General features: G+C 67.1%; 15 protein-coding genes. 10 read left to right on the top strand and 5 right to left on the bottom strand.

What is annotated here, in order from left to right; translation table 11 throughout:
- The 4 genes from cybH to ACQ66H_RS00355 all read right to left on the bottom strand — a co-directional run bounded on the left by cybH (window position 1) and on the right by ACQ66H_RS00355 (window position 4,429).
- A complete protein-coding gene (gene cybH, locus ACQ66H_RS00370; protein ID WP_430432335.1) occupies window positions 1–729 on the bottom strand; it encodes a Ni/Fe-hydrogenase, b-type cytochrome subunit in 729 nt (242 codons plus the stop codon).
- Between the two features lie 25 nt (window positions 730–754).
- Window positions 755–1,369 (bottom strand): HupE/UreJ family protein, encoded by a 615-nt coding sequence (locus ACQ66H_RS00365; protein ID WP_430432334.1) that lies wholly within the window; start codon window positions 1,367–1,369, stop codon window positions 755–757.
- Between the two features lie 35 nt (window positions 1,370–1,404).
- A complete protein-coding gene (locus tag ACQ66H_RS00360; protein ID WP_430432333.1) occupies window positions 1,405–3,261 on the bottom strand; it encodes a nickel-dependent hydrogenase large subunit in 1,857 nt (618 codons plus the stop codon).
- 79 nt (window positions 3,262–3,340) lie between these two features.
- Entirely contained in the window at window positions 3,341–4,429 is a 1,089-nt protein-coding gene (locus ACQ66H_RS00355) for a hydrogenase small subunit (RefSeq protein WP_430432332.1), read from the bottom strand.
- A 751-nt stretch (window positions 4,430–5,180) separates the two neighbouring features.
- Here ACQ66H_RS00355 and ACQ66H_RS00350 point away from each other — a divergent pair.
- Entirely contained in the window at window positions 5,181–6,311 is a 1,131-nt protein-coding gene (locus ACQ66H_RS00350) for an aminotransferase class V-fold PLP-dependent enzyme (RefSeq protein ID WP_430432331.1), read from the top strand.
- Between the two features lie 273 nt (window positions 6,312–6,584).
- On the opposite strand, the gene ACQ66H_RS00345 is transcribed toward ACQ66H_RS00350, so the two are convergent.
- Window positions 6,585–7,571 carry a LysR family transcriptional regulator gene (locus tag ACQ66H_RS00345; RefSeq protein ID WP_430432330.1) on the bottom strand — a complete coding sequence of 329 codons (987 nt, stop codon included), beginning with the start codon at window positions 7,569–7,571 and terminating at the stop codon, window positions 6,585–6,587.
- Window positions 7,572–7,948: 377 nt separating this feature from the next.
- Here ACQ66H_RS00345 and ACQ66H_RS00340 point away from each other — a divergent pair, with 377 nt between their 5' ends.
- The 9 genes from ACQ66H_RS00340 (at window position 7,949) to tkt (ending at window position 17,304) form a co-directional block, all read left to right on the top strand.
- Window positions 7,949–9,415 (top strand): form I ribulose bisphosphate carboxylase large subunit, encoded by a 1,467-nt coding sequence (locus ACQ66H_RS00340; protein ID WP_430432329.1) that lies wholly within the window; start codon window positions 7,949–7,951, stop codon window positions 9,413–9,415.
- A gap of 136 nt (window positions 9,416–9,551) precedes the next feature.
- Window positions 9,552–9,971: a ribulose bisphosphate carboxylase small subunit gene (locus ACQ66H_RS00335; RefSeq protein ID WP_019916035.1), complete on the top strand. Its 420-nt coding sequence runs from the start codon at window positions 9,552–9,554 to the stop codon at window positions 9,969–9,971.
- A 76-nt stretch (window positions 9,972–10,047) separates the two neighbouring features.
- Complete coding sequence (gene cbbX / locus ACQ66H_RS00330; RefSeq protein WP_430432328.1) at window positions 10,048–10,977, top strand: CbbX protein; 930 nt, start codon at window positions 10,048–10,050, stop codon at window positions 10,975–10,977.
- Window positions 10,967–11,734 carry an HAD-IA family hydrolase gene (locus tag ACQ66H_RS00325; protein WP_430432327.1) on the top strand — a complete coding sequence of 256 codons (768 nt, stop codon included), beginning with the start codon at window positions 10,967–10,969 and terminating at the stop codon, window positions 11,732–11,734. The genes cbbX and ACQ66H_RS00325 overlap by 11 nt, the downstream gene beginning before the upstream one ends.
- On the top strand, window positions 11,731–12,432 hold the full coding sequence (rpe, locus tag ACQ66H_RS00320; RefSeq protein WP_430432326.1) for a ribulose-phosphate 3-epimerase: 702 nt from the start codon (window positions 11,731–11,733) through the stop codon (window positions 12,430–12,432). The genes ACQ66H_RS00325 and rpe overlap by 4 nt, the downstream gene beginning before the upstream one ends.
- Window positions 12,425–13,144 (top strand): HAD-IA family hydrolase, encoded by a 720-nt coding sequence (locus tag ACQ66H_RS00315; RefSeq protein ID WP_430432325.1) that lies wholly within the window; start codon window positions 12,425–12,427, stop codon window positions 13,142–13,144. The genes rpe and ACQ66H_RS00315 overlap by 8 nt, the downstream gene beginning before the upstream one ends.
- A gap of 77 nt (window positions 13,145–13,221) precedes the next feature.
- Complete coding sequence (locus tag ACQ66H_RS00310; protein ID WP_430432324.1) at window positions 13,222–14,295, top strand: class 1 fructose-bisphosphatase; 1,074 nt, start codon at window positions 13,222–13,224, stop codon at window positions 14,293–14,295.
- Between the two features lie 38 nt (window positions 14,296–14,333).
- Window positions 14,334–15,212, top strand: a complete 879-nt coding sequence (locus tag ACQ66H_RS00305; RefSeq protein WP_430432323.1) for a phosphoribulokinase — start codon at window positions 14,334–14,336, stop codon at window positions 15,210–15,212.
- A gap of 19 nt (window positions 15,213–15,231) precedes the next feature.
- Window positions 15,232–17,304, top strand: coding sequence for a transketolase (gene tkt / locus ACQ66H_RS00300; RefSeq protein WP_430432322.1), 2,073 nt, complete (start codon window positions 15,232–15,234; stop codon window positions 17,302–17,304).
- The last annotated feature ends 1 nt before the right edge of the window (window position 17,305 follow it).

Below are 17,305 nucleotides of genomic sequence, written 5' to 3'. Positions count from 1 at the left end.
TCAGTCCTTGAAAGTGCGGTGGCCGGAAATCATCGTGCTCACCACGCTGGAGCGACCCATGATGTCTTCGCGGATGGCCGCATAGACATGCAGGATGATGAACACGATGAGCCCCCACATGCCGAGGTGATGCCAGGTATGCACGTCCTGCGACTGGCCGAACAGCGGAATGACCCAGCCGAACATCAGGTCCTGCCACGATCCCATCTGCGCGCCCTCGCCGTACAGCGCGAAGCCGGTGCAGATCATGAACAGCGTGAGCAGCAGGTAGCCGAAGAACATCGCGAAGCGCGCCAGCGGGTTGTGACCCACGTAGCGGCCGGGGCGCGGGCTCATGAAGGCGTACCACTTCAGCATGCCGAGCACTTCAACCCAGTAGGCCTTGGTCAGCAACGGCACCCAGTAAAGTTCGCGTGCGTGGTGGTTGCCGACGATGGCCCAGTAGGTGCGGCCGAGCAGACCGACCGCCAGCACGTAGCCGGCCGCGAAGTGGGCGAAGCGGATGTAGCCCATCAGGTAGTTGGCGCTGGCTTCGCCCGGCTGCGTCGGCAGCGGCGAGCCGATGAAGTAGCCGGTCAGCGCGAGCACCGTGATCGCCAGCGCGTTGATCCAGTGCCAGACGCGCACCGGCGCCTCATACACGTAGACCGACTTGATCGAGCGGCCGTGGGCAACCGCCCCCTCGTCGATGCCGGTGGCGTGGGACAGCTTTTCAGTAGTTGCGGACATCTGTCGTCTCCCGCGGTTGGGTGCTTCAGATGCGCGACGCGAACATGAACAGGCCGGCGGCACCGACCCCTGCCGCCTGCACGCGCCAGATCCAGGCCGGCACACGCGCCAGCCAGCTGCCGGCGATCAGACCGACGACGTGCAGCAGCGCCGAGCCGAGCACGAAGCCGGCGGCGTAGGCAGCGAAGGACGAACCCGCCGCCCACTCGGCGCCGTGCGCCACCCCGTGCAGCGCACCGGCGGCAGCGACCAGTGCGAATCCGGCGACTACCGGCAGCTGGCGGCGCGCCAGCAGCAGCACGCCGAACAGTGCGACGCTGAGCGCGACACCGGCTTCGATATAGACGCCTGCACCCGTCTGCACGCCCACGAAGGCGCCGGCCAGCAGCGCGAGCAGGAAGAAGGCCGGACCCGCCAGGCGTTGCGCAGCTGGCAGCACGGCAGCCGACCAGACGCCGACCGCGATCATCGCCAGCAGGTGATCGACGCCGGCGAAGGGGTGCGCCAAGCCCGCAGCCAGACCGTGCGCGCCGTGGCCTTCATGCGCCTGGGCGACGCCGGCTGCCAGCGTCAGAGCGGCCGCGACGGAGGCGCGGCGGAGCATGGAGGTGGCCGGGAAAATGGATGGGGACGTATTCATGTTTCCTCCTGATTTCGTTATGTCGTGGGCGCGCTTCAGCGCACCTTCACCGTGGTCAGTTCCTGGCCGTCCTCGCTCATCACGTGCGTCGAGCAGGCGAGGCAGGGGTCGAACGAGTGCAGCGTGCGCAGGATTTCGACCGGCTGTTCCGGATTCACCATCGGCGTGTTCATCAGGCTGGCCTCGAAGGCGCCGATCTGGCCCTTGGTGTCACGCGGGCTGCCGTTCCAGGTGGTCGGCACGACGCACTGGTAATTCTCGATGCGGCCGTCCTTGATGCGGATCCAGTGGCCCAGCATGCCGCGCGGCGCGGCGACGGTGCCGACGCCCTTGGCTTCCTTCGGCCAGGTCTTCGGGTCCCACTTCTCGACGTTGGCGGTGCTGGTATCGCCGGCCTTGATGTTGCCGATCAGCTGCTTGTAGTCGTCCATCATCATTTCGGCGGCGTACTGGCTTTCCAGTGCGCGCGCCAGCGTGCGGCCGATGGTGGTGGGCAGCAGCTGCTTGGCGCTGAAGCTGGTTTCCGGCAGGCCGAGCGCCTTCGGGATGGCGCTGTTGATCGCCACCGCCGATTCGTCGATCTGCTGCTTCACGCGCTGGCACCACTTGTTGCCCTTGGCGGCGTGCGCGTAGCCGAGGATGTAGCGCGACAGCGGGCCGACCTCGACCGCGTGGCCGCGCCAGCGCGGCGACTTGATCCACGAGTACTTGGCGCTCTCGTCGATCTCCTCGATGTTGGTGCGTGTGCCCTTGGTCTTGGCGCCGAGCTCGTAGTTCGGTTCGGTCACGCCGTCCCACGGGTGCAGACCCTTGGATTCGTCGGCGTACTTGTACCAGCTGTGATTGACGAACTCCTGCACCTGCTCGGGGTCGCGCGGGTCGATTTCGTGAATCTCGTCCCAGTTGCCGTTGAGGATGACGCCGCCCGGCAACTGGTGGGTGCTGTGGTCGTAGGGCACCTTCTCGTAGGTACCGTAGTCGGCCACGTTGGTCGCCGACAGGCCGCCGCCGTACAGCCAGCCGGCCTGCTTGTAGATCGTGCCGATGGCGAGCACGTCCGGGACGTAGACGTTGTTGTTGAACTCGATCATTTCCTTGATGCGCGCCTCGACGAAGTTCAGGCGTTCCATCGTGATCGGGGCGCCGACCGCGCCGTCGCCGTCGATGTTGATGGCGCAGGGCACACCGCCGACCAGGTAGTTCGGGTGCGGGTTCTTGCCGCCGAAGATGGTGTGCACCTTGACCCATTCCTTCTGCAGGTCGAGCGCTTCGAGGTAGTGGGTGACTGCCATCAGGTTGGCTTCAGGCGGCAGCACATAGGCCTTGCTGCCCCAGTAGCCGTTCATGAAGGGGCCGAGCTGGCCGCTTTCGACGAACTTCTTCAGCCGGTTCTGGATGTCGCGGAAGTAGCCGGGCGAGGACAGCGGATGCGACGGCGACACCATCTGCTGCAGTTCGCTGGTCTTCTTCGGATCGGCCTTCAGCGCGGACACGACGTCCACCCAGTCGAGCGCGTGCAGGTGGTAGAAGTGCACCGCGTGGTCATGCACCTGCAGCGTCTTCGCCATCATTTCGCGGATCAGGTGGGCATTGAGCGGAATCTTGATGCCCAGCGCGTCCTCCACCGCGCGCACCGAGGTCAGCGCGTGACAGCCGGTACAGACGCCGCAGATGCGTTCGACGAAGGCCCAGGCGTCGCGCGGATCGCGACCCTTCAGGATGACTTCGAGACCGCGCCACATGGTGCCGGTTGACACCGCGTTGCGGATGACGTTGTTGCTGTCCACATTCACCTCGCATCGCATGTGACCTTCGATGCGGGTGACCGGGTTGACGACGATGCGCCGGCCCGAGTTGTCCATGTTGAAACCTTGCGTTTCGTAAGCACCCATCTTCGTATCCTTTGCTGGAACAGGGTCTGCCCGCGGCGCGCGCAGCCTTCAGCGGCTGACGCCGGGGCAGGGTTCGCGATCAGTGATCGACCGTCGTCGTCGCGCCGTTGTCGTGCTTGTGCGACGCGCGCTTGATCGCCGACACCGCGGCGTGCGCCACTGCGGCCGCACCGACCACACCGGCAGCCGTCGCGCCGACCTGGTCGGCGTTCGCTTCGATGCCGAACTGGTGGATGTCGGTCAGGCGGTCGTAGAACGAACCCTTGTCCCAGAAGCCGTCTTCCGAGCAGCCGATGCAGCCGTGGCCGGCCTGGATCGGGAAGCTCGTGCCTTCGTTCCAGCGCACGGTGGAGCAGGCGTTGTAGGTGGTCGGGCCCTTGCAGCCGACCTTGTAGAGGCAATAGCCCTTGCGCGCGGACTCGTCGTCCCAGGCTTCGACGAACTGACCGGCGTCGAAGTGCGGGCGGCGGTAACACTTGTCGTGGATGCGCTGGCTGTAGAACATCTTCGGCCGGCCCTGGCGGTCCAGCTCGGGGATGCGGTCGAAGGTGAGCATGTAGGTGATGACGCCGGTCATCACTTCGGCGATCGGCGGGCAGCCCGGCACCTTGATGATGGGCTTGTCGAAGATGACCTTGTGCACCGGCGTGGCCTGCGTCGGGTTCGGCTTGGCGGCCTGCACGCAGCCCCAGCTGGCACAGGAACCCCAGGAGATGATGGCCTTGGCGTCCTTGGCCACGTGCTTGAGCTGATCAATGAAGGGCTTGCCGCCGATGATGCAGCTCATGCCATCCTGGTTCAGCGGCGGGTTGCCTTCGACCGCCAGGATGTAGTTGCCCTTGTACTTCGTCATGATCTCTTCGAGGATCGCCTCCGCCTGGTGGCCCGCGGCCGCCATCAGCGTGTCGTCGTAGTCGAGCGAGATCATCGACAGCACCACGTCCTTCGCCAGCGGGTGGGCCGAGCGGATGAAGGATTCGGAACAGCAGGTGCATTCCAGTCCGTGCAGCCACAGCACCGGGGTGCGCGGCTTAGTTTCCATCGCGTGGGCGATCTGCGGCACGAAGGCCGGGCCGAGGCCGAGCGAGGTCGCGGTCAGCGAACAGTACTTCAGGAAACTGCGGCGCGAGATGCCCTGCCGGCGCATCACCTCATAGAAGGTTTCCATCCTGGTCTCTCTCCTGTGCTTCTTGTTGTCTTGGGCCCCTCGCCTGCGCCGCACGCCATGTTTCCGGCGAGCCGTGTGCTCACGGACCTCGAAACACCGCGGACGAACCGTCGATTCGCACGGGTGGGTGGTGGCTACTAACAAGTTGCGGGCCAGCCGACTTTTCCGCGCCGCAGCAAAAATATTGATGCAGATCAAGGCATTGATCTGCATTGGAAAAGATATGCGCAGAGAGAACCGGCCGACGGGGCGTTGACAGGCGGCGGTGCAAGCAGATCTGCCGATTTCCGCCAGCGGCTGGCAAGCACGCTTCCACCGGGCGCTCCACCGTGCAAGCGGCCTTGGCCGCGATGGGCCGTTGCCGTCCGCCGGCTTCGCTTCAGGCCGCCGTCGGGGTCAGAAGACCCCTCCCACAGAACCTTGGCCCGGGCTCCGGCCGAAAGTCGTGCGCCCTCCACGGTGGGAGCGGCCTTGGCCGCGACGGGGCCGCTGCTGTCCGCAGGCTTCGATGCGCGCCGCCGTCGGGGTCGGAAGACCCCTCCCACAGAATCCGGGCTCCGGCGCCCACCTTTGGGTGCGACCCAGGCAGTGACAGCGGAAACCCGACATACCGGCAAGTTGCCTCAGTGGATTAGAATCCCGACCCTCCGAACGGACCCGTCCGCCCGGAACACCCGCAGGTTCTGTCCAGCCGCCGCCACAAGCGGGGGTGCAAATCTGTCGTTTACCCCACTGAAACGGAGAGATCACCGTGTCCGGCCTTCTGCCCAATGTCGATCCCGAGGGACTGCTCGAATATTCGGTCGTCTATACCGACCGCGCGCTGAACCACATGTCCGCCGCCTTCCAGGGCGTCATGAAGGACATTTCGCGCGTACTGAAGCAGGTCTACAACGCCAAGTCGGCCGTCGTCGTGCCGGGTAGCGGCACCTTCGGCATGGAAGCCGTGGCGCGCCAGTTCGCCACCGACCAGAAGGTGATGGTGATCCGCAACGGCTGGTTCAGCTTCCGCTGGACGCAGATCTTCGACATGGGCCGCATTCCGTCGGAGCAGATCGTGCTGAAGGCACGCCAGCCGGAGCCGGGTTCGCAGAAGGCGTTCGCGCCGGCGCCGGTCAAGGAAGTCGTCGCCGCCATCCTCGAACAGAAGCCCGCCGTGGTGTTCGCGCCGCAGGTCGAAACCTCGGCCGGCATGCTGCTGCCGGACGACTACCTCCGTGAAGTCGCCGCCGCGGTGCGCGAGGTCGATGGCCTGTTCGTGGTTGACGCCATCGCCGCCGGCACGCTGTGGGTGGACATGGCCGCACTCGGCATCGACATCGTCGTGTCGGCCCCGCAGAAGGGCTGGAGCGGTTCGCCCTGCGCCGGTCTGGTCATGCTGGGCGAACGCGCCCGCGCGCGCATCGATGGCACGACCAGCACCAGCTATGCCGCCGACCTGAAGAAGTGGCTGCAGATCATGGAAGCGTACGAGAACGGCGGCCACGCCTATCACGCGACGCTGCCGACCGACGCGCTGACGAAACTGCGCGACGTGATGCTGGAAACCGAGCGCTACGGCTTCGACAAGGTGAAGGCCAACCAGATCGAACTGGGCCGCCAGATCCGCGCGCTGCTGGAAGCCAAGGGCTTCGACAGCGTCGCCGCCGAGGGCTTCAAGGCGCCGTGCGTGGTGGTGAGCTACACCAGCGATCCGGATATCCAGTCGGGCAAGAAGTTCACCGCCCAAGGCCTGCAGATCGCCGCCGGCGTGCCGCTGCAGGTGGACGAACCGGCCGACTTCCGCACCTTCCGCGTCGGCCTGTTCGGCCTCGACAAGCTGCAGAACGTCGAACGCACCGTGCAGAACTTCAAGGTGGCGCTGGACAAGGTCGCCGGCTGAGAGCCCGCGGTCAGAGCCTGAGCCGGGATTCTGTGGGAGGGGTCTTCTGACCCCGACAGCAGCCTGTATCGAAGTCCGAGGAAGGCAGCGACCGCATCGCGGCCAAGGCCGCTCCCACAGAAAGCACTCGCGCTCCGCCACCGGAGCCGGGATTCGTGGGAGCGAGCTTGCTCGCGATTGCTGCCTGAAACGAAGTCTGCGGCGAGTCAAAGCCGCATCGCGAGCGAGCTCGCTCCCACACAAGCACTTCCGGGTCGCGTCGCTGGACCGTCCCTAGCCCGACAGAGGCGGAAGGTCCGCCCCGGCCCCTGCCGCGCACACCTGCATCGCCAGCCCCGGCGCGCGGGAGAGCTGATCCTGCACGTGCTGCTGGCCGTGGTCGATCAGGAAGCGCTCGAACTCCTGGCCGATGCGGGTGAGCTGGCGCGACGCCAGCCGGATCACATACCACTCGCGCTCGATCGGGTTGCCGGCCACCGGCAGCAGCGCCAGTTCGCCCGATTCCAGCTCGTGCCGGCAGATGTGCTGCGACATGAAGGCGAGGCCGAAGCCGGCGGCACACATCTGCTTGATCGCCTCGTTGCTCGACAGCTCGGAGCCGATCCGCAGACTCAGGTCCGCCTCGCGGAACAGCTGTTCCAGCGTCGTCCGCGTGCCGGAGCCGCGTTCGCGTACCAGCAGGTCCTCTTTCGCCAGATCGCGCAGCACCAGCCGCTTGCGCGCCATCAGCGGATGCGTTGGCGCGGCGACGAAAGCCATGGTGTGGCGGGCGAAGGGCGTGGCCACCGTCTTCAGGTCCTTCGGCGGCCGACCCATGATGACCAGATCGACCTCGTGCGTGGTGAGCAGGCGCACGATCTCGTCGCGATTGCCCACCTTCAGCTTCACCTCGACATTCGGCTGTTCGCGCGCGAACACCACCAGCATGCGCGGCACCAGGTACTCGGCGGTGGTGACCACGCCGATGCGCAGCCGCCGCGACACGACGCCGCGATAGGCCGCCATTTCGTCGCCCACTTCGCGCCACAGGTCGAGGATGCGCGCCGCGTACTCGGCCATCAGCTCGCCGGCGCCGGTCAGGCGGATGCCGCGGCCCTCGCGTTCCAGCAGCGGCGTGCCGGCAGACTCTTCGAGCAGCTTGAGCTGTATCGACACCGCCGGCTGGGTCAGGTGGATTTCGCTGGCCGCGCGCGACACGCTGCCCAGACGGGCGACCGCGTGCAGCGCTGAAAGCTGGCGTAGCGTGGCGTTCTTGAGCATGGGCAATCTCCTGCGGGCCGGAAAGGGACATCCGGACCATTACAAGTTGCGCGCCAGCCTGGTCACGAGGCCGCAGGAACACGCCTCATGAATGCCAAGTCATTGATAAACAAAAGCTGATATATGCACTGCGGCAGCGCCGCAGCGGGCCGGCCCGGCAACATGCATTGCAGCCGCAGCCCCGCACCGCAAGCGGCGCTTGCAGTGAACGCGACCGATGCGGCAGCGCAGCATCCACTTTCCGACCCCCACCTGGCATAAGCCTAACTTAATCGAACGAGGAAAAAAACAAACTTTTCTTATCCATGCCCCTTCCCCAGACTGGATTCAAAGCCGGGCTCCCACCGGCCAACGACCGCATCCAACAGGAGGAAGACATGGGCGACATGAACACGCCGCAGCAGATCACCGACGCCAAGAAGCGCTATTCGGCAGGCGTCCTGAAGTACGCGCAGATGGGCTACTGGGACGGCGACTACCAGCCGAAGGACACGGACATCCTGGCGCTGTTCCGGATCACGCCGCAGGAGGGTGTGGACCCGATCGAAGCCGCCGCCGCCGTGGCTGGCGAGTCGAGCACCGCGACCTGGACCGTGGTGTGGACCGACCGCCTGACCGCCTGCGACATGTATCGCGCCAAGGCCTACCGCGTCGATCCGGTGCCCAACACGCCGGGCCAGTACTTCTGTTACGTCGCCTACGACCTGTCGCTGTTCGAGGAAGGGTCGATCGCCAACGTGACCGCCTCCATCATCGGCAACGTGTTCTCGTTCAAGCCGCTGAAGGCGGCCCGCCTAGAGGACATGAAGTTCCCGGTGTCCTACGTGAAAACCTTCGCCGGCCCGCCGACCGGCATCGTGGTCGAGCGCGAGCGCCTGGACAAGTTCGGTCGCCCGCTGCTCGGCGCCACCACCAAGCCCAAGCTGGGTCTGTCCGGCCGCAACTACGGTCGCGTGGTCTACGAAGGCCTGAAGGGCGGTCTCGATTTCATGAAGGACGACGAGAACATCAACTCGCAGCCCTTCATGCACTGGCGCGACCGCTTCCTGTTCGTGATGGACGCGGTGAACAAGGCCTCCGCCGCCACCGGCGAGGTGAAGGGCAGCTACCTCAACGTCACCGCCGGCACGATGGAAGAGATGTACCGGCGCGCCGAATTCGCCAAGGAACTGGGCTCGGTCATCGTCATGGTTAACCTGGTGGTGGGCTGGACCGCCATCCAGTCGATGTCGCACTGGTGTCGCCAGAACGACATGGTGCTGCACATGCACCGGGCCGGTCACGGCACCTACACGCGGCAGAAGAACCACGGCGTCAGCTTCCGCGTGATCGCCAAGTGGCTGCGTCTGGCCGGCGTCAACCACCTGCACACCGGCACCGCCGTCGGCAAGCTGGAAGGCGACCCGCTCACCGTGCAGGGCTACTACAACGTGTGCCGCGACACGCACACCAAGGTCAACCTGCCGCGCGGCATCTTCTTCGACCAGGACTGGGGCGCGCTGCGCAAGGTGATGCCGGTCGCGTCCGGCGGCATTCACGCCGGCCAGATGCACCAGCTGCTGGACCTGTTCGGCGATGACGTCGTGCTGCAGTTCGGCGGCGGCACCATCGGCCATCCGCAGGGCATCCAGGCCGGTGCGACCGCCAACCGCGTGGCGCTGGAAGCGATGGTACTGGCGCGCAACGAGGGCCGCGACATCAAGGCCGAAGGCCCGCAGATCCTGCGCGACGCCGCCAAGTGGTGCACGCCGCTCGCGGCCGCCCTCGATACCTGGGGCGACATCACCTTCAACTACACCTCGACCGACACCTCGGACTTCGTGCCGACGCCGTCCGTCGTCTGACCCGCTTCACTCCTGTGGGAGCGAGCTTGCTCGCGATTCCGGCCTTGAATCGCTGCCGGAAGATGGATGCCGACCGCATCGCGAGCAGAGCGCGCTCCCACGGAACCGCTACGTCATCGAATTCAGGAGAACCACCATGCGCATCACCCAAGGCACCTTTTCCTTCCTGCCCGACCTGACCGACGCGCAGATCCGCGCCCAGGTCGAGTACTGCCTGGCCAACGGCTGGGCGATCGGCATCGAGTACACCGACGATCCGCACCCGCGCAACACCTTCTGGGACATGTTCGGCAATCCCATGTTCGACGTGCATGACGCGGCGGCGATCATGATGGAGGTGAAGGCCTGCCGCGACACCTTCCCGCAGCGCTACATCCGCGTCACCGCCTTCGACTCGACGCACGGCACCGAGTCGGTCGTGCTGTCCTTCATCGTCAATCGCCCGGACGCCGAGCCGGGCTTCCGCCTCATCCGCACCGAAGAACCCGGCCGCACCGTGCGCTACTCGATCGAGAGCTACGCCGTGCAGGCACACCCGGAAGGCGCGCGCTACTGAGTCCCGACCGCGCCCGGTGCGGCCCTGCGCCCGCCCGGGCCGGTTCTTCCTTCTGATCCGTTGAGAGGCAGACACCATGGACACCGCCACCCTCGCCACCGCCGCGGAAGGACTCGAAACGGCCAGCTCGCCGCGTTCGATGTTCGCCTCGTCCGGCGTGCAGGCGCTGCTCGAACAGCTCGACGCCGAGCTGGTCGGGCTGGCGCCGGTCAAGGGCCGCATCCGCGACATCGCGGCGCTGCTGCTGATCGACCGCCTGCGCGCGCAGCAGGGCCTGCAGTCGCAGCCGCCCTCGCTGCACATGTGCTTCACCGGCAACCCCGGCACCGGCAAGACCACGGTCGCGCTGCGCATGGCCGAAGTGCTGCGCCAGCTCGGCTACGTGCGCAAGGGTCATCTGGTGGCGGTGACGCGCGACGACCTGGTGGGCCAGTTCATCGGCCACACCGCGCCCAAGACCAAGGAAGTGATCAAGAAGGCGATGGGCGGCGTGCTGTTCATCGACGAGGCCTATTACCTCTACCGGCCGGAGAACGAGCGCGACTACGGACAGGAGGCGATCGAAATCCTGCTGCAGGTGATGGAGAACCACCGCGACGACCTGGTGGTGATCCTCGCCGGCTACCGCGACCGCATGGACACCTTCTTCTCCAGCAACCCCGGCATGGCCTCGCGCATCGCGCACCACATCGACTTCCCCGACTACAGCGAGGACGAGCTGATGCGCATCGCCGAGCTGATGCTGTCCGGCCTGAACTACCGCTTCGACGGCGACGCGCACGAGGCCTTCGCGCGCTACGTGCGGCTGCGCCGCCAGCAACCCCACTTCGCGAATGCGCGCTCGGTGCGCAACGCGCTCGACCGCATCCGCCTGCGCCACGCCACCCGGCTGTTCGACCTCGACGCGGCGCCGACGCGCGACGCGCTGTGCACGCTGGAAGCCGGCGACGTGCTGGCCAGCCGCGTGTTCGCCGCCAACGGAAAGGACGATTTCCATGCGTCTTGATGCCCTCATCTTCGACGTCAACGGCACGCTGGCCGACACCGAAGAAGCCCACCGCACCGCCTTCAACCTCGCATTCGAACAGCTCGGCATCGGCTGGAAGTGGTCGCGCACCGACTACCGCCGCCTGCTGTTGACCACCGGCGGCAAGGAACGCATCGCGCGCCACATCGCCTCGCTCGACCTCGCCAACGACGACCGCGCCGAGCTCATCGCGCGCATTCCGCAGATGCACGCGGCCAAGACCCGCTTCTACCGCTCAGTAGTGCGCGACGGCGCGGTGCCGCTGCGCCCCGGCATCGTACGGCTGCTCGACGAAGCGGCGGCAGCCGGCTGCCGCCTGGCCATCGCCAGCACCACCACCGCGGTGAATATCGACGCGCTGCTGCACGCCACGCTGGGGCCGCGCGCACTCGACCTGTTCGGCGTCATCGCCTGCGGCGACCAGGTGGCCGCGAAGAAGCCGGCGCCCGACATCTACCTGCTGGCGCTGCAGCACCTCGGCGTGCGCGCCGACCACGCCATCGCCTTCGAGGATTCCGCCAACGGCCTGCGTGCCGCGACGGCGGCCGGCCTGTGGACCGTGGTCACACCCACCTTCTGGACCGAGGACCACAACTTCGACGACGCCGGCCTGCTGCTGCCGCAACTGGGCGACCCGACGGCGCCGCTGGCCGGCGAACCCGGCACGCGCCTGCGCGAACGCGCCTGGCTCACCTTCGCCGAACTGAACGGCCTGCGCGAAGGCGCCCTGTCATGAGCGGACTGCGCATCGCCCCCAGCCTGCTGTCGGCCGATTTCGCGCGGCTGGGCGAAGAGGTCACGGCGGTCATCGAAGCCGGCGCCGACCTCATCCATTTCGACGTGATGGACAACCACTACGTGCCCAATCTGACGGTCGGGCCGCTGGTGTGTCAGGCGATCCGTACTTACGCCACCGTCCCCATCGACGTGCACCTGATGGTGAAGCCGGTCGATGCACTGATCCCGATGTTCGCCGATGCCGGCGCGTCCATCATTTCCTTCCACCCGGAAGCGAGCGAGCACATTGACCGCACGTTACAGCTCATCCGCAGCCACGGCGTGAAGGCCGGGCTCGTGCTGAATCCCGCGACGCCGCTCAACGTGCTCGACCACGTGCTGGATCAGCTCGACCTGGTGCTGCTGATGTCGGTGAATCCGGGCTTCGGCGGCCAGCGCTTCATCGAATCGACATTGCCGAAGGTCGAGGCGGTGCGTCGGCGCATCGACGCCTGCGGTCGCGACATCTGGCTCGAGGTCGATGGCGGCGTCAATGCCGACAACGCGGCCCGCGTCGCCGCGGCCGGCGCCGACACGCTGGTCGCCGGCTCCGCCGTATTCACCGGCGGCCGCTATGCCGATTCCATCCGCACGCTGCGCGAACGCGCCCTCGCCGGCCGCGCGCAGACCTTCGCCCACGAGTCCTCCCATGCCTGACAAGAACATCCCCGACCTGAGCCGCATCCACGCCATCGCCTTCGACCTCGACGGCACGCTGGTCGATAGCGCCGCCGACATCTGGCACGCGCTGAACTTCGGCCTGTCGCAGGCCGGCCTGCCCAATGTCAACCTCGTCACCGTGCGCGGCTGGATAGGCGGCGGGCCCGACAAGCTGATTTCGCGCGCGATCGATCACCTCGGCCTCGCGCACAGCGACGGCACGCTGCATGCCCGGCTGCGCGCCGACTTCGACCGCGCCACGCTGGAAGCGCCGCTCGATCACGGCATGGTCTATGACGGCATCGAGGAAATGGTCGAAGGCCTGTACGCCATCTGCCCGCTGGTGGTGGTGACCAACAAGCCGACGCCGCTGGCACGCGCGGTACTCGCCGCTGCCGGCCTGCTGCCCTTCATGTCCGCGGTGTACGGCGGCGACCGCGCCGATCTGCTCAAGCCTTCCCCAGCCATGCTCGACGCCGCCGCCGCACGCCTCGCCGTGAAGCCGGCGCAGCTGCTGATGGTCGGTGACAGCTCGGCCGACCTGCTGGCCGCGCAGGCCGCCGGCTGCCCGGTCGCGCTGGTGGGCTGGGGCTACGGCACGGCGGGCGGTCACCACGCCAGCGCACCCGGCCTGACGCCATGGTCTGTCAGCTCACCGTCGCAACTGCTCGCGCAGATGAGCGCGCGCTTCGAGGAAGAGACCGAATAGGCAACACAGGCATACCGGCGCAGCGCCGCACAGACGGCGCGCGCATCCACGCATTCACATCAAGGGAGGAGAGTCTCATGCCCACAGGCGGACGCACCACGCTGGTCCAGTACCTGATCGAAGAACGCCGCCGTCATCCGGAGGCGACCGGCGACCTCAACGCGCTCATCACCGACGTCGCGCTCGCCTGCAAGGCGATCTCGCGCAAGGTGGCTTTCGGCGGCCTGGCCGGCGTTCTTGGCTCGGCCGGCAGTGGCAATGTGCAGGGCGAGGAACAGAAGACGCTGGACGTGCTGAGCAACCAGATCTTCCTGCGCGCCAACGAATGGGGTGGCCACGTCGCCGCGATGGCGTCGGAGGAACTGGACGACATTTCGCTGCCGCCGGGCCAGTATCCGCGCGGCAAGTACCTGCTCGCCTTCGACCCGCTGGACGGCTCGTCCAACATCGACGTGAACGTGTCGGTCGGCAGCATCTTCTCGATCACCCGCGCGCCCGACCCGGCACGCGAAGCGACCGCCGCCGACTTCCTGCAGCCGGGCCGTGAACAGGTGTGCGCCGGCTACGCGATCTACGGCCCGTCCACCATGCTGGTACTGACGCTGGGCAGCGGCACGCACGCCTTCACGCTGGATCCGGTGCTCGGCGAATGGGTGCTCAGCCACCCGAACCTGTCGGTGCCGCGCAGCACCCGCGAATTCGCGATCAACGCGTCGAACAGCCGCTTCTGGGAGCCGGCGGTGCGCCGCTATGTTGACGAATGCCTGGCCGGCCGCACCGGCCCGCGCGAAGCCGATTTCAACATGCGCTGGATCGCCTCGCTGGTGGCCGAGACGCACCGCATCCTGATGCGCGGCGGCGTGTTCCTGTACCCGAAAGACAACAAGGATCCGGCCAAGCCCGGCCGCCTGCGCCTGCTTTATGAAGCCAGCCCGATCGCCTTCCTGATCGAACAGGCCGGCGGCCGCGCCAGCACCGGCCGCAGCCGGCTGATGGACGTGCAGCCGGACGCGCTGCACCAGCGCATCGGCTTCGTGTTCGGCTCGGCCGACGAAGTCGAGCGCATCGAGGCCTACCACCGCGAACCGCCGCCCGACAGCTTCCAGTCGCCGCTGTTCGGCAAACGCGGCCTGTTCGCCGACATCGTCTGAACGCACACCCGATTCCGCATCCTTCCGCGAGGTCTTCCATGTCCGCGAAACACCCCATCGTCGCCATCACCGGTTCGTCCGGTGCCGGCACCTCGTCGGTCACCCGCACCTTCGAGAACATCTTCCGCCGCGAAGGCGTGTCGGCGGCCGTCATCGAAGGTGACAGCTACCACCGCTACGACCGCGCCGAAATGAAGAAGGCCATGGCCGAAGCAGAGGCCGGCGGCCGTCCGCACTTTTCCCACTTCGGCGAAGACGCCAACCTGTTCGCCGAACTCGAGCAGCTGTTCCGCGACTACTCGGAAAGCGGCAGCGGCCGCAGCCGCAAATACCTGCACAACGACGAAGAGGCCGCGCCGTTCAAGCAGCCGGCCGGCACCTTCACGCCGTGGGAACCGCTGCCGGACAGCGAACTGCTGTTCTACGAAGGCCTGCACGGCGGCGTGAAGACAGAACATGTTGATGTATCCCGGTACGCCGATCTGCTGATCGGCGTGGTGCCTGTCATCAACCTCGAGTGGATCCAGAAGATCCACCGGGACCGCAGCACCCGCGGCTATTCCACCGAAGCCGTGACCGACGTCATCCTGCGCCGCATGCACGACTACGTGCATTACATCTGTCCGCAATTCACGCGCACCCACATCAACTTCCAGCGCGTGCCGGTGGTGGATACCAGCGACCCCTTCATCGCGCGAACCATCCCCACCGCCGATGAAAGCCTGGTGGTGATCCGCTTCGCCAATCCGCGCGGCTTCGACTTCCCCTACCTGCTCAGCATGCTGCACGACTCCTTCATGTCGCGCGCCAACACGCTGGTGGTGCCCGGCGGAAAGATGGAACTGGCGATGCAGCTCATTTTCACGCCGATGATCCTGCGCCTGATCGAACGCCGCCGTCAGCTGCGCGCCGCCTGACAGATTCCGAGGACTTCCCATGAACGACGCGAACCTCTTTCTCCGCGCCCAGTGCGCCAACGCCATCCGTGCGCTGGCGATGGACGCCGTGCAGGCCGCCAACTCCGGTCACCCGGGCATGCCGATGGGCATGGCCGACATCGCCGAGGCGCTGTGGCGCCACCACCTGAAGCACGACCCGGCCGACCCGCAGTGGCCGGACCGCGACCGCTTCGTGCTGTCCAACGGCCACGGCTCGATGCTGCTGTACGCGCTGCTGCACCTCAGCGGCTACGACCTGCCGATGGACGAACTGCGCCGCTTCCGCCAGCTGCATTCGCGTACGCCGGGCCACCCCGAAGTCAACATCACGCCGGGTGTGGAAACCACCACCGGCCCGCTCGGCCAGGGCATCGCCAACGCGGTCGGCATGGCGCTGGCCGAGAAGCTGCTCGCCGCCGAATTCAACCGGCCCGGCCACGCGGTGATCGATCACCGCACCTGGGCTTTCGTCGGCGACGGCTGCCTGATGGAAGGCATCAGTCACGAAGTGTGTTCGCTGGCGGGCACCTGGAAGCTGAACAAGCTGGTCGTGTTCTACGACGACAACGGCATTTCGATCGACGGCGACGTGAGCGGCTGGTTCACCGACGACACGCCGGCGCGCTTCGAGTCCTACGGCTGGACGGTCATCCGCACTGTCAACGGCCACAGCCCGGTCGCCCTCGACGCGGCGATCGAAACCGCGCTCGGCAGCGACAAGCCGGTGCTGATCTGCTGCGAAACGCGCATCGGCCAGGGCTCGCCCAATCGCGCCGGCACCGCCAAGGCGCACGGCGAGGCGCTCGGTGATGCGGAGATCGCGCTCACCCGCGCAGCGCTGGGCTGGACCGCCGCGCCATTCGAGATTCCTGCCGCGCTGCAGGCCGCCTGGTCGGCGCGCGAGCGCGGCGCCGCGGCACACCGCAACTGGCAGCAGCGCGTTGACAACTACGCCAAGGCCTTCCCCGAACTGGCGGCCGAACTGCGCCGCCGGGTGAAGAGCGACGCCACGCTGTCGTCCGACGCGCTGCGCGCGCTCGAAGCCGCCTGCGACGCGGCCGAAGTGCGCGCCGCCTCGGTCGCCACACGCAAGGCTTCGCAGGACACGCTGCACATCATCGCACCGGCGATGCCGGAACTGCTCGGCGGCTCGGCCGACCTGACCGGCTCCAACCTGACCGACTGGAAGGGCAACCGGCCCTTGAAGGGTGACGGTATCGGCAACCACGTGCATTACGGCGTGCGTGAATTCGGCATGGCGGCGGTGATGAACGGTGTCGCGCTGCACGGCGGCTACCGGCCCTACGGCGGCACCTTCCTCACCTTCTCCGACTACGCGCGCAACGCGATACGCATGTCGGCGCTGATGCATCTGCCGGTCACCTATGTGTTCACGCACGACTCGATCGGCCTCGGCGAGGACGGCCCGACCCACCAGCCGGTCGAGCACGCGGCCAGCCTGCGGCTGATTCCGAACGTCAACGTCTGGCGGCCGTGCGACGCCACCGAAACGGCGGTCGCCTGGCGCGAAGCATTGCGCCGTGGTGCCAGCACCCAGCCCGGCCCGGCCTGCCTGCTGCTGTCGCGCCAGGCGCTGCCGCATGCCGGTGACGGCACGGTGCGCATCGACGACATCGCGCGCGGCGGCTATGTGCTGCGCCATCCGCGCGACGAGCAGTTGTGCCTGATCGCCACCGGCTCCGAGGTCGGCATCGCGCTGCTGGCCGCAGAACTGCTGGCGGCAGACGGCATCGCGGCGCGCGTGGTGTCCATGCCCTGCGTCGAGGCCTTCGAGCGGCAGGACGCGCGCTGGCGCGACGAGGTCATCCCGCGCCGGCTGCCGCGGCTGGCCATCGAGGCCGGCTGCACCGCGCACTGGTGGAAATACGTCGGCGAAGCCGGCGTCAGCGGCGACGTGGTCGGCCTGGACCGCTTCGGCGAATCGGCGCCCGCAGGCCTGCTGTTCAAGCACTTCGGCATCACGCCGGAAGCGGTGGCCATGCGCGCCCGCGCGCTGGTGGCGGCGCACGGTGCAACCCACGCCGAGCGCGAAGCGCTGGCGGCCGGCTGAC

It is taken from the genome of Methyloversatilis sp. (assembly GCF_965284615.1).
In the GTDB taxonomy this organism is placed as follows: domain Bacteria; phylum Pseudomonadota; class Gammaproteobacteria; order Burkholderiales; family Rhodocyclaceae; genus Methyloversatilis.
This window is presented reverse-complemented; position numbering and strand designations above follow the sequence as displayed.

Excerpts from the sequence above, each read along its gene's own strand:
- ACQ66H_RS00345 (WP_430432330.1), bottom strand. The coding sequence starts at position 7,571 with ATGCTCAAGAACGCCACGCTACGCCAGCTTTCAGCGCTGCACGCGGTC.
- rpe (WP_430432326.1), top strand. The coding sequence starts at position 11,731 with ATGAGCGGACTGCGCATCGCCCCCAGCCTGCTGTCGGCCGATTTCGCG.
- cybH (WP_430432335.1), bottom strand. The coding sequence starts at position 729 with ATGTCCGCAACTACTGAAAAGCTGTCCCACGCCACCGGCATCGACGAG.
- ACQ66H_RS00360 (WP_430432333.1), bottom strand. The coding sequence starts at position 3,261 with ATGGGTGCTTACGAAACGCAAGGTTTCAACATGGACAACTCGGGCCGG.
- ACQ66H_RS00310 (WP_430432324.1), top strand. The coding sequence starts at position 13,222 with ATGCCCACAGGCGGACGCACCACGCTGGTCCAGTACCTGATCGAAGAA.
- ACQ66H_RS00340 (WP_430432329.1), top strand. The coding sequence starts at position 7,949 with ATGGGCGACATGAACACGCCGCAGCAGATCACCGACGCCAAGAAGCGC.
- ACQ66H_RS00325 (WP_430432327.1), top strand. The coding sequence starts at position 10,967 with ATGCGTCTTGATGCCCTCATCTTCGACGTCAACGGCACGCTGGCCGAC.
- ACQ66H_RS00315 (WP_430432325.1), top strand. The coding sequence starts at position 12,425 with ATGCCTGACAAGAACATCCCCGACCTGAGCCGCATCCACGCCATCGCC.
- ACQ66H_RS00335 (WP_019916035.1), top strand. The coding sequence starts at position 9,552 with ATGCGCATCACCCAAGGCACCTTTTCCTTCCTGCCCGACCTGACCGAC.
- ACQ66H_RS00365 (WP_430432334.1), bottom strand. The coding sequence starts at position 1,369 with ATGAATACGTCCCCATCCATTTTCCCGGCCACCTCCATGCTCCGCCGC.
- ACQ66H_RS00355 (WP_430432332.1), bottom strand. The coding sequence starts at position 4,429 with ATGGAAACCTTCTATGAGGTGATGCGCCGGCAGGGCATCTCGCGCCGC.
- tkt (WP_430432322.1), top strand. The coding sequence starts at position 15,232 with ATGAACGACGCGAACCTCTTTCTCCGCGCCCAGTGCGCCAACGCCATC.
- ACQ66H_RS00305 (WP_430432323.1), top strand. The coding sequence starts at position 14,334 with ATGTCCGCGAAACACCCCATCGTCGCCATCACCGGTTCGTCCGGTGCC.
- cbbX (WP_430432328.1), top strand. The coding sequence starts at position 10,048 with ATGGACACCGCCACCCTCGCCACCGCCGCGGAAGGACTCGAAACGGCC.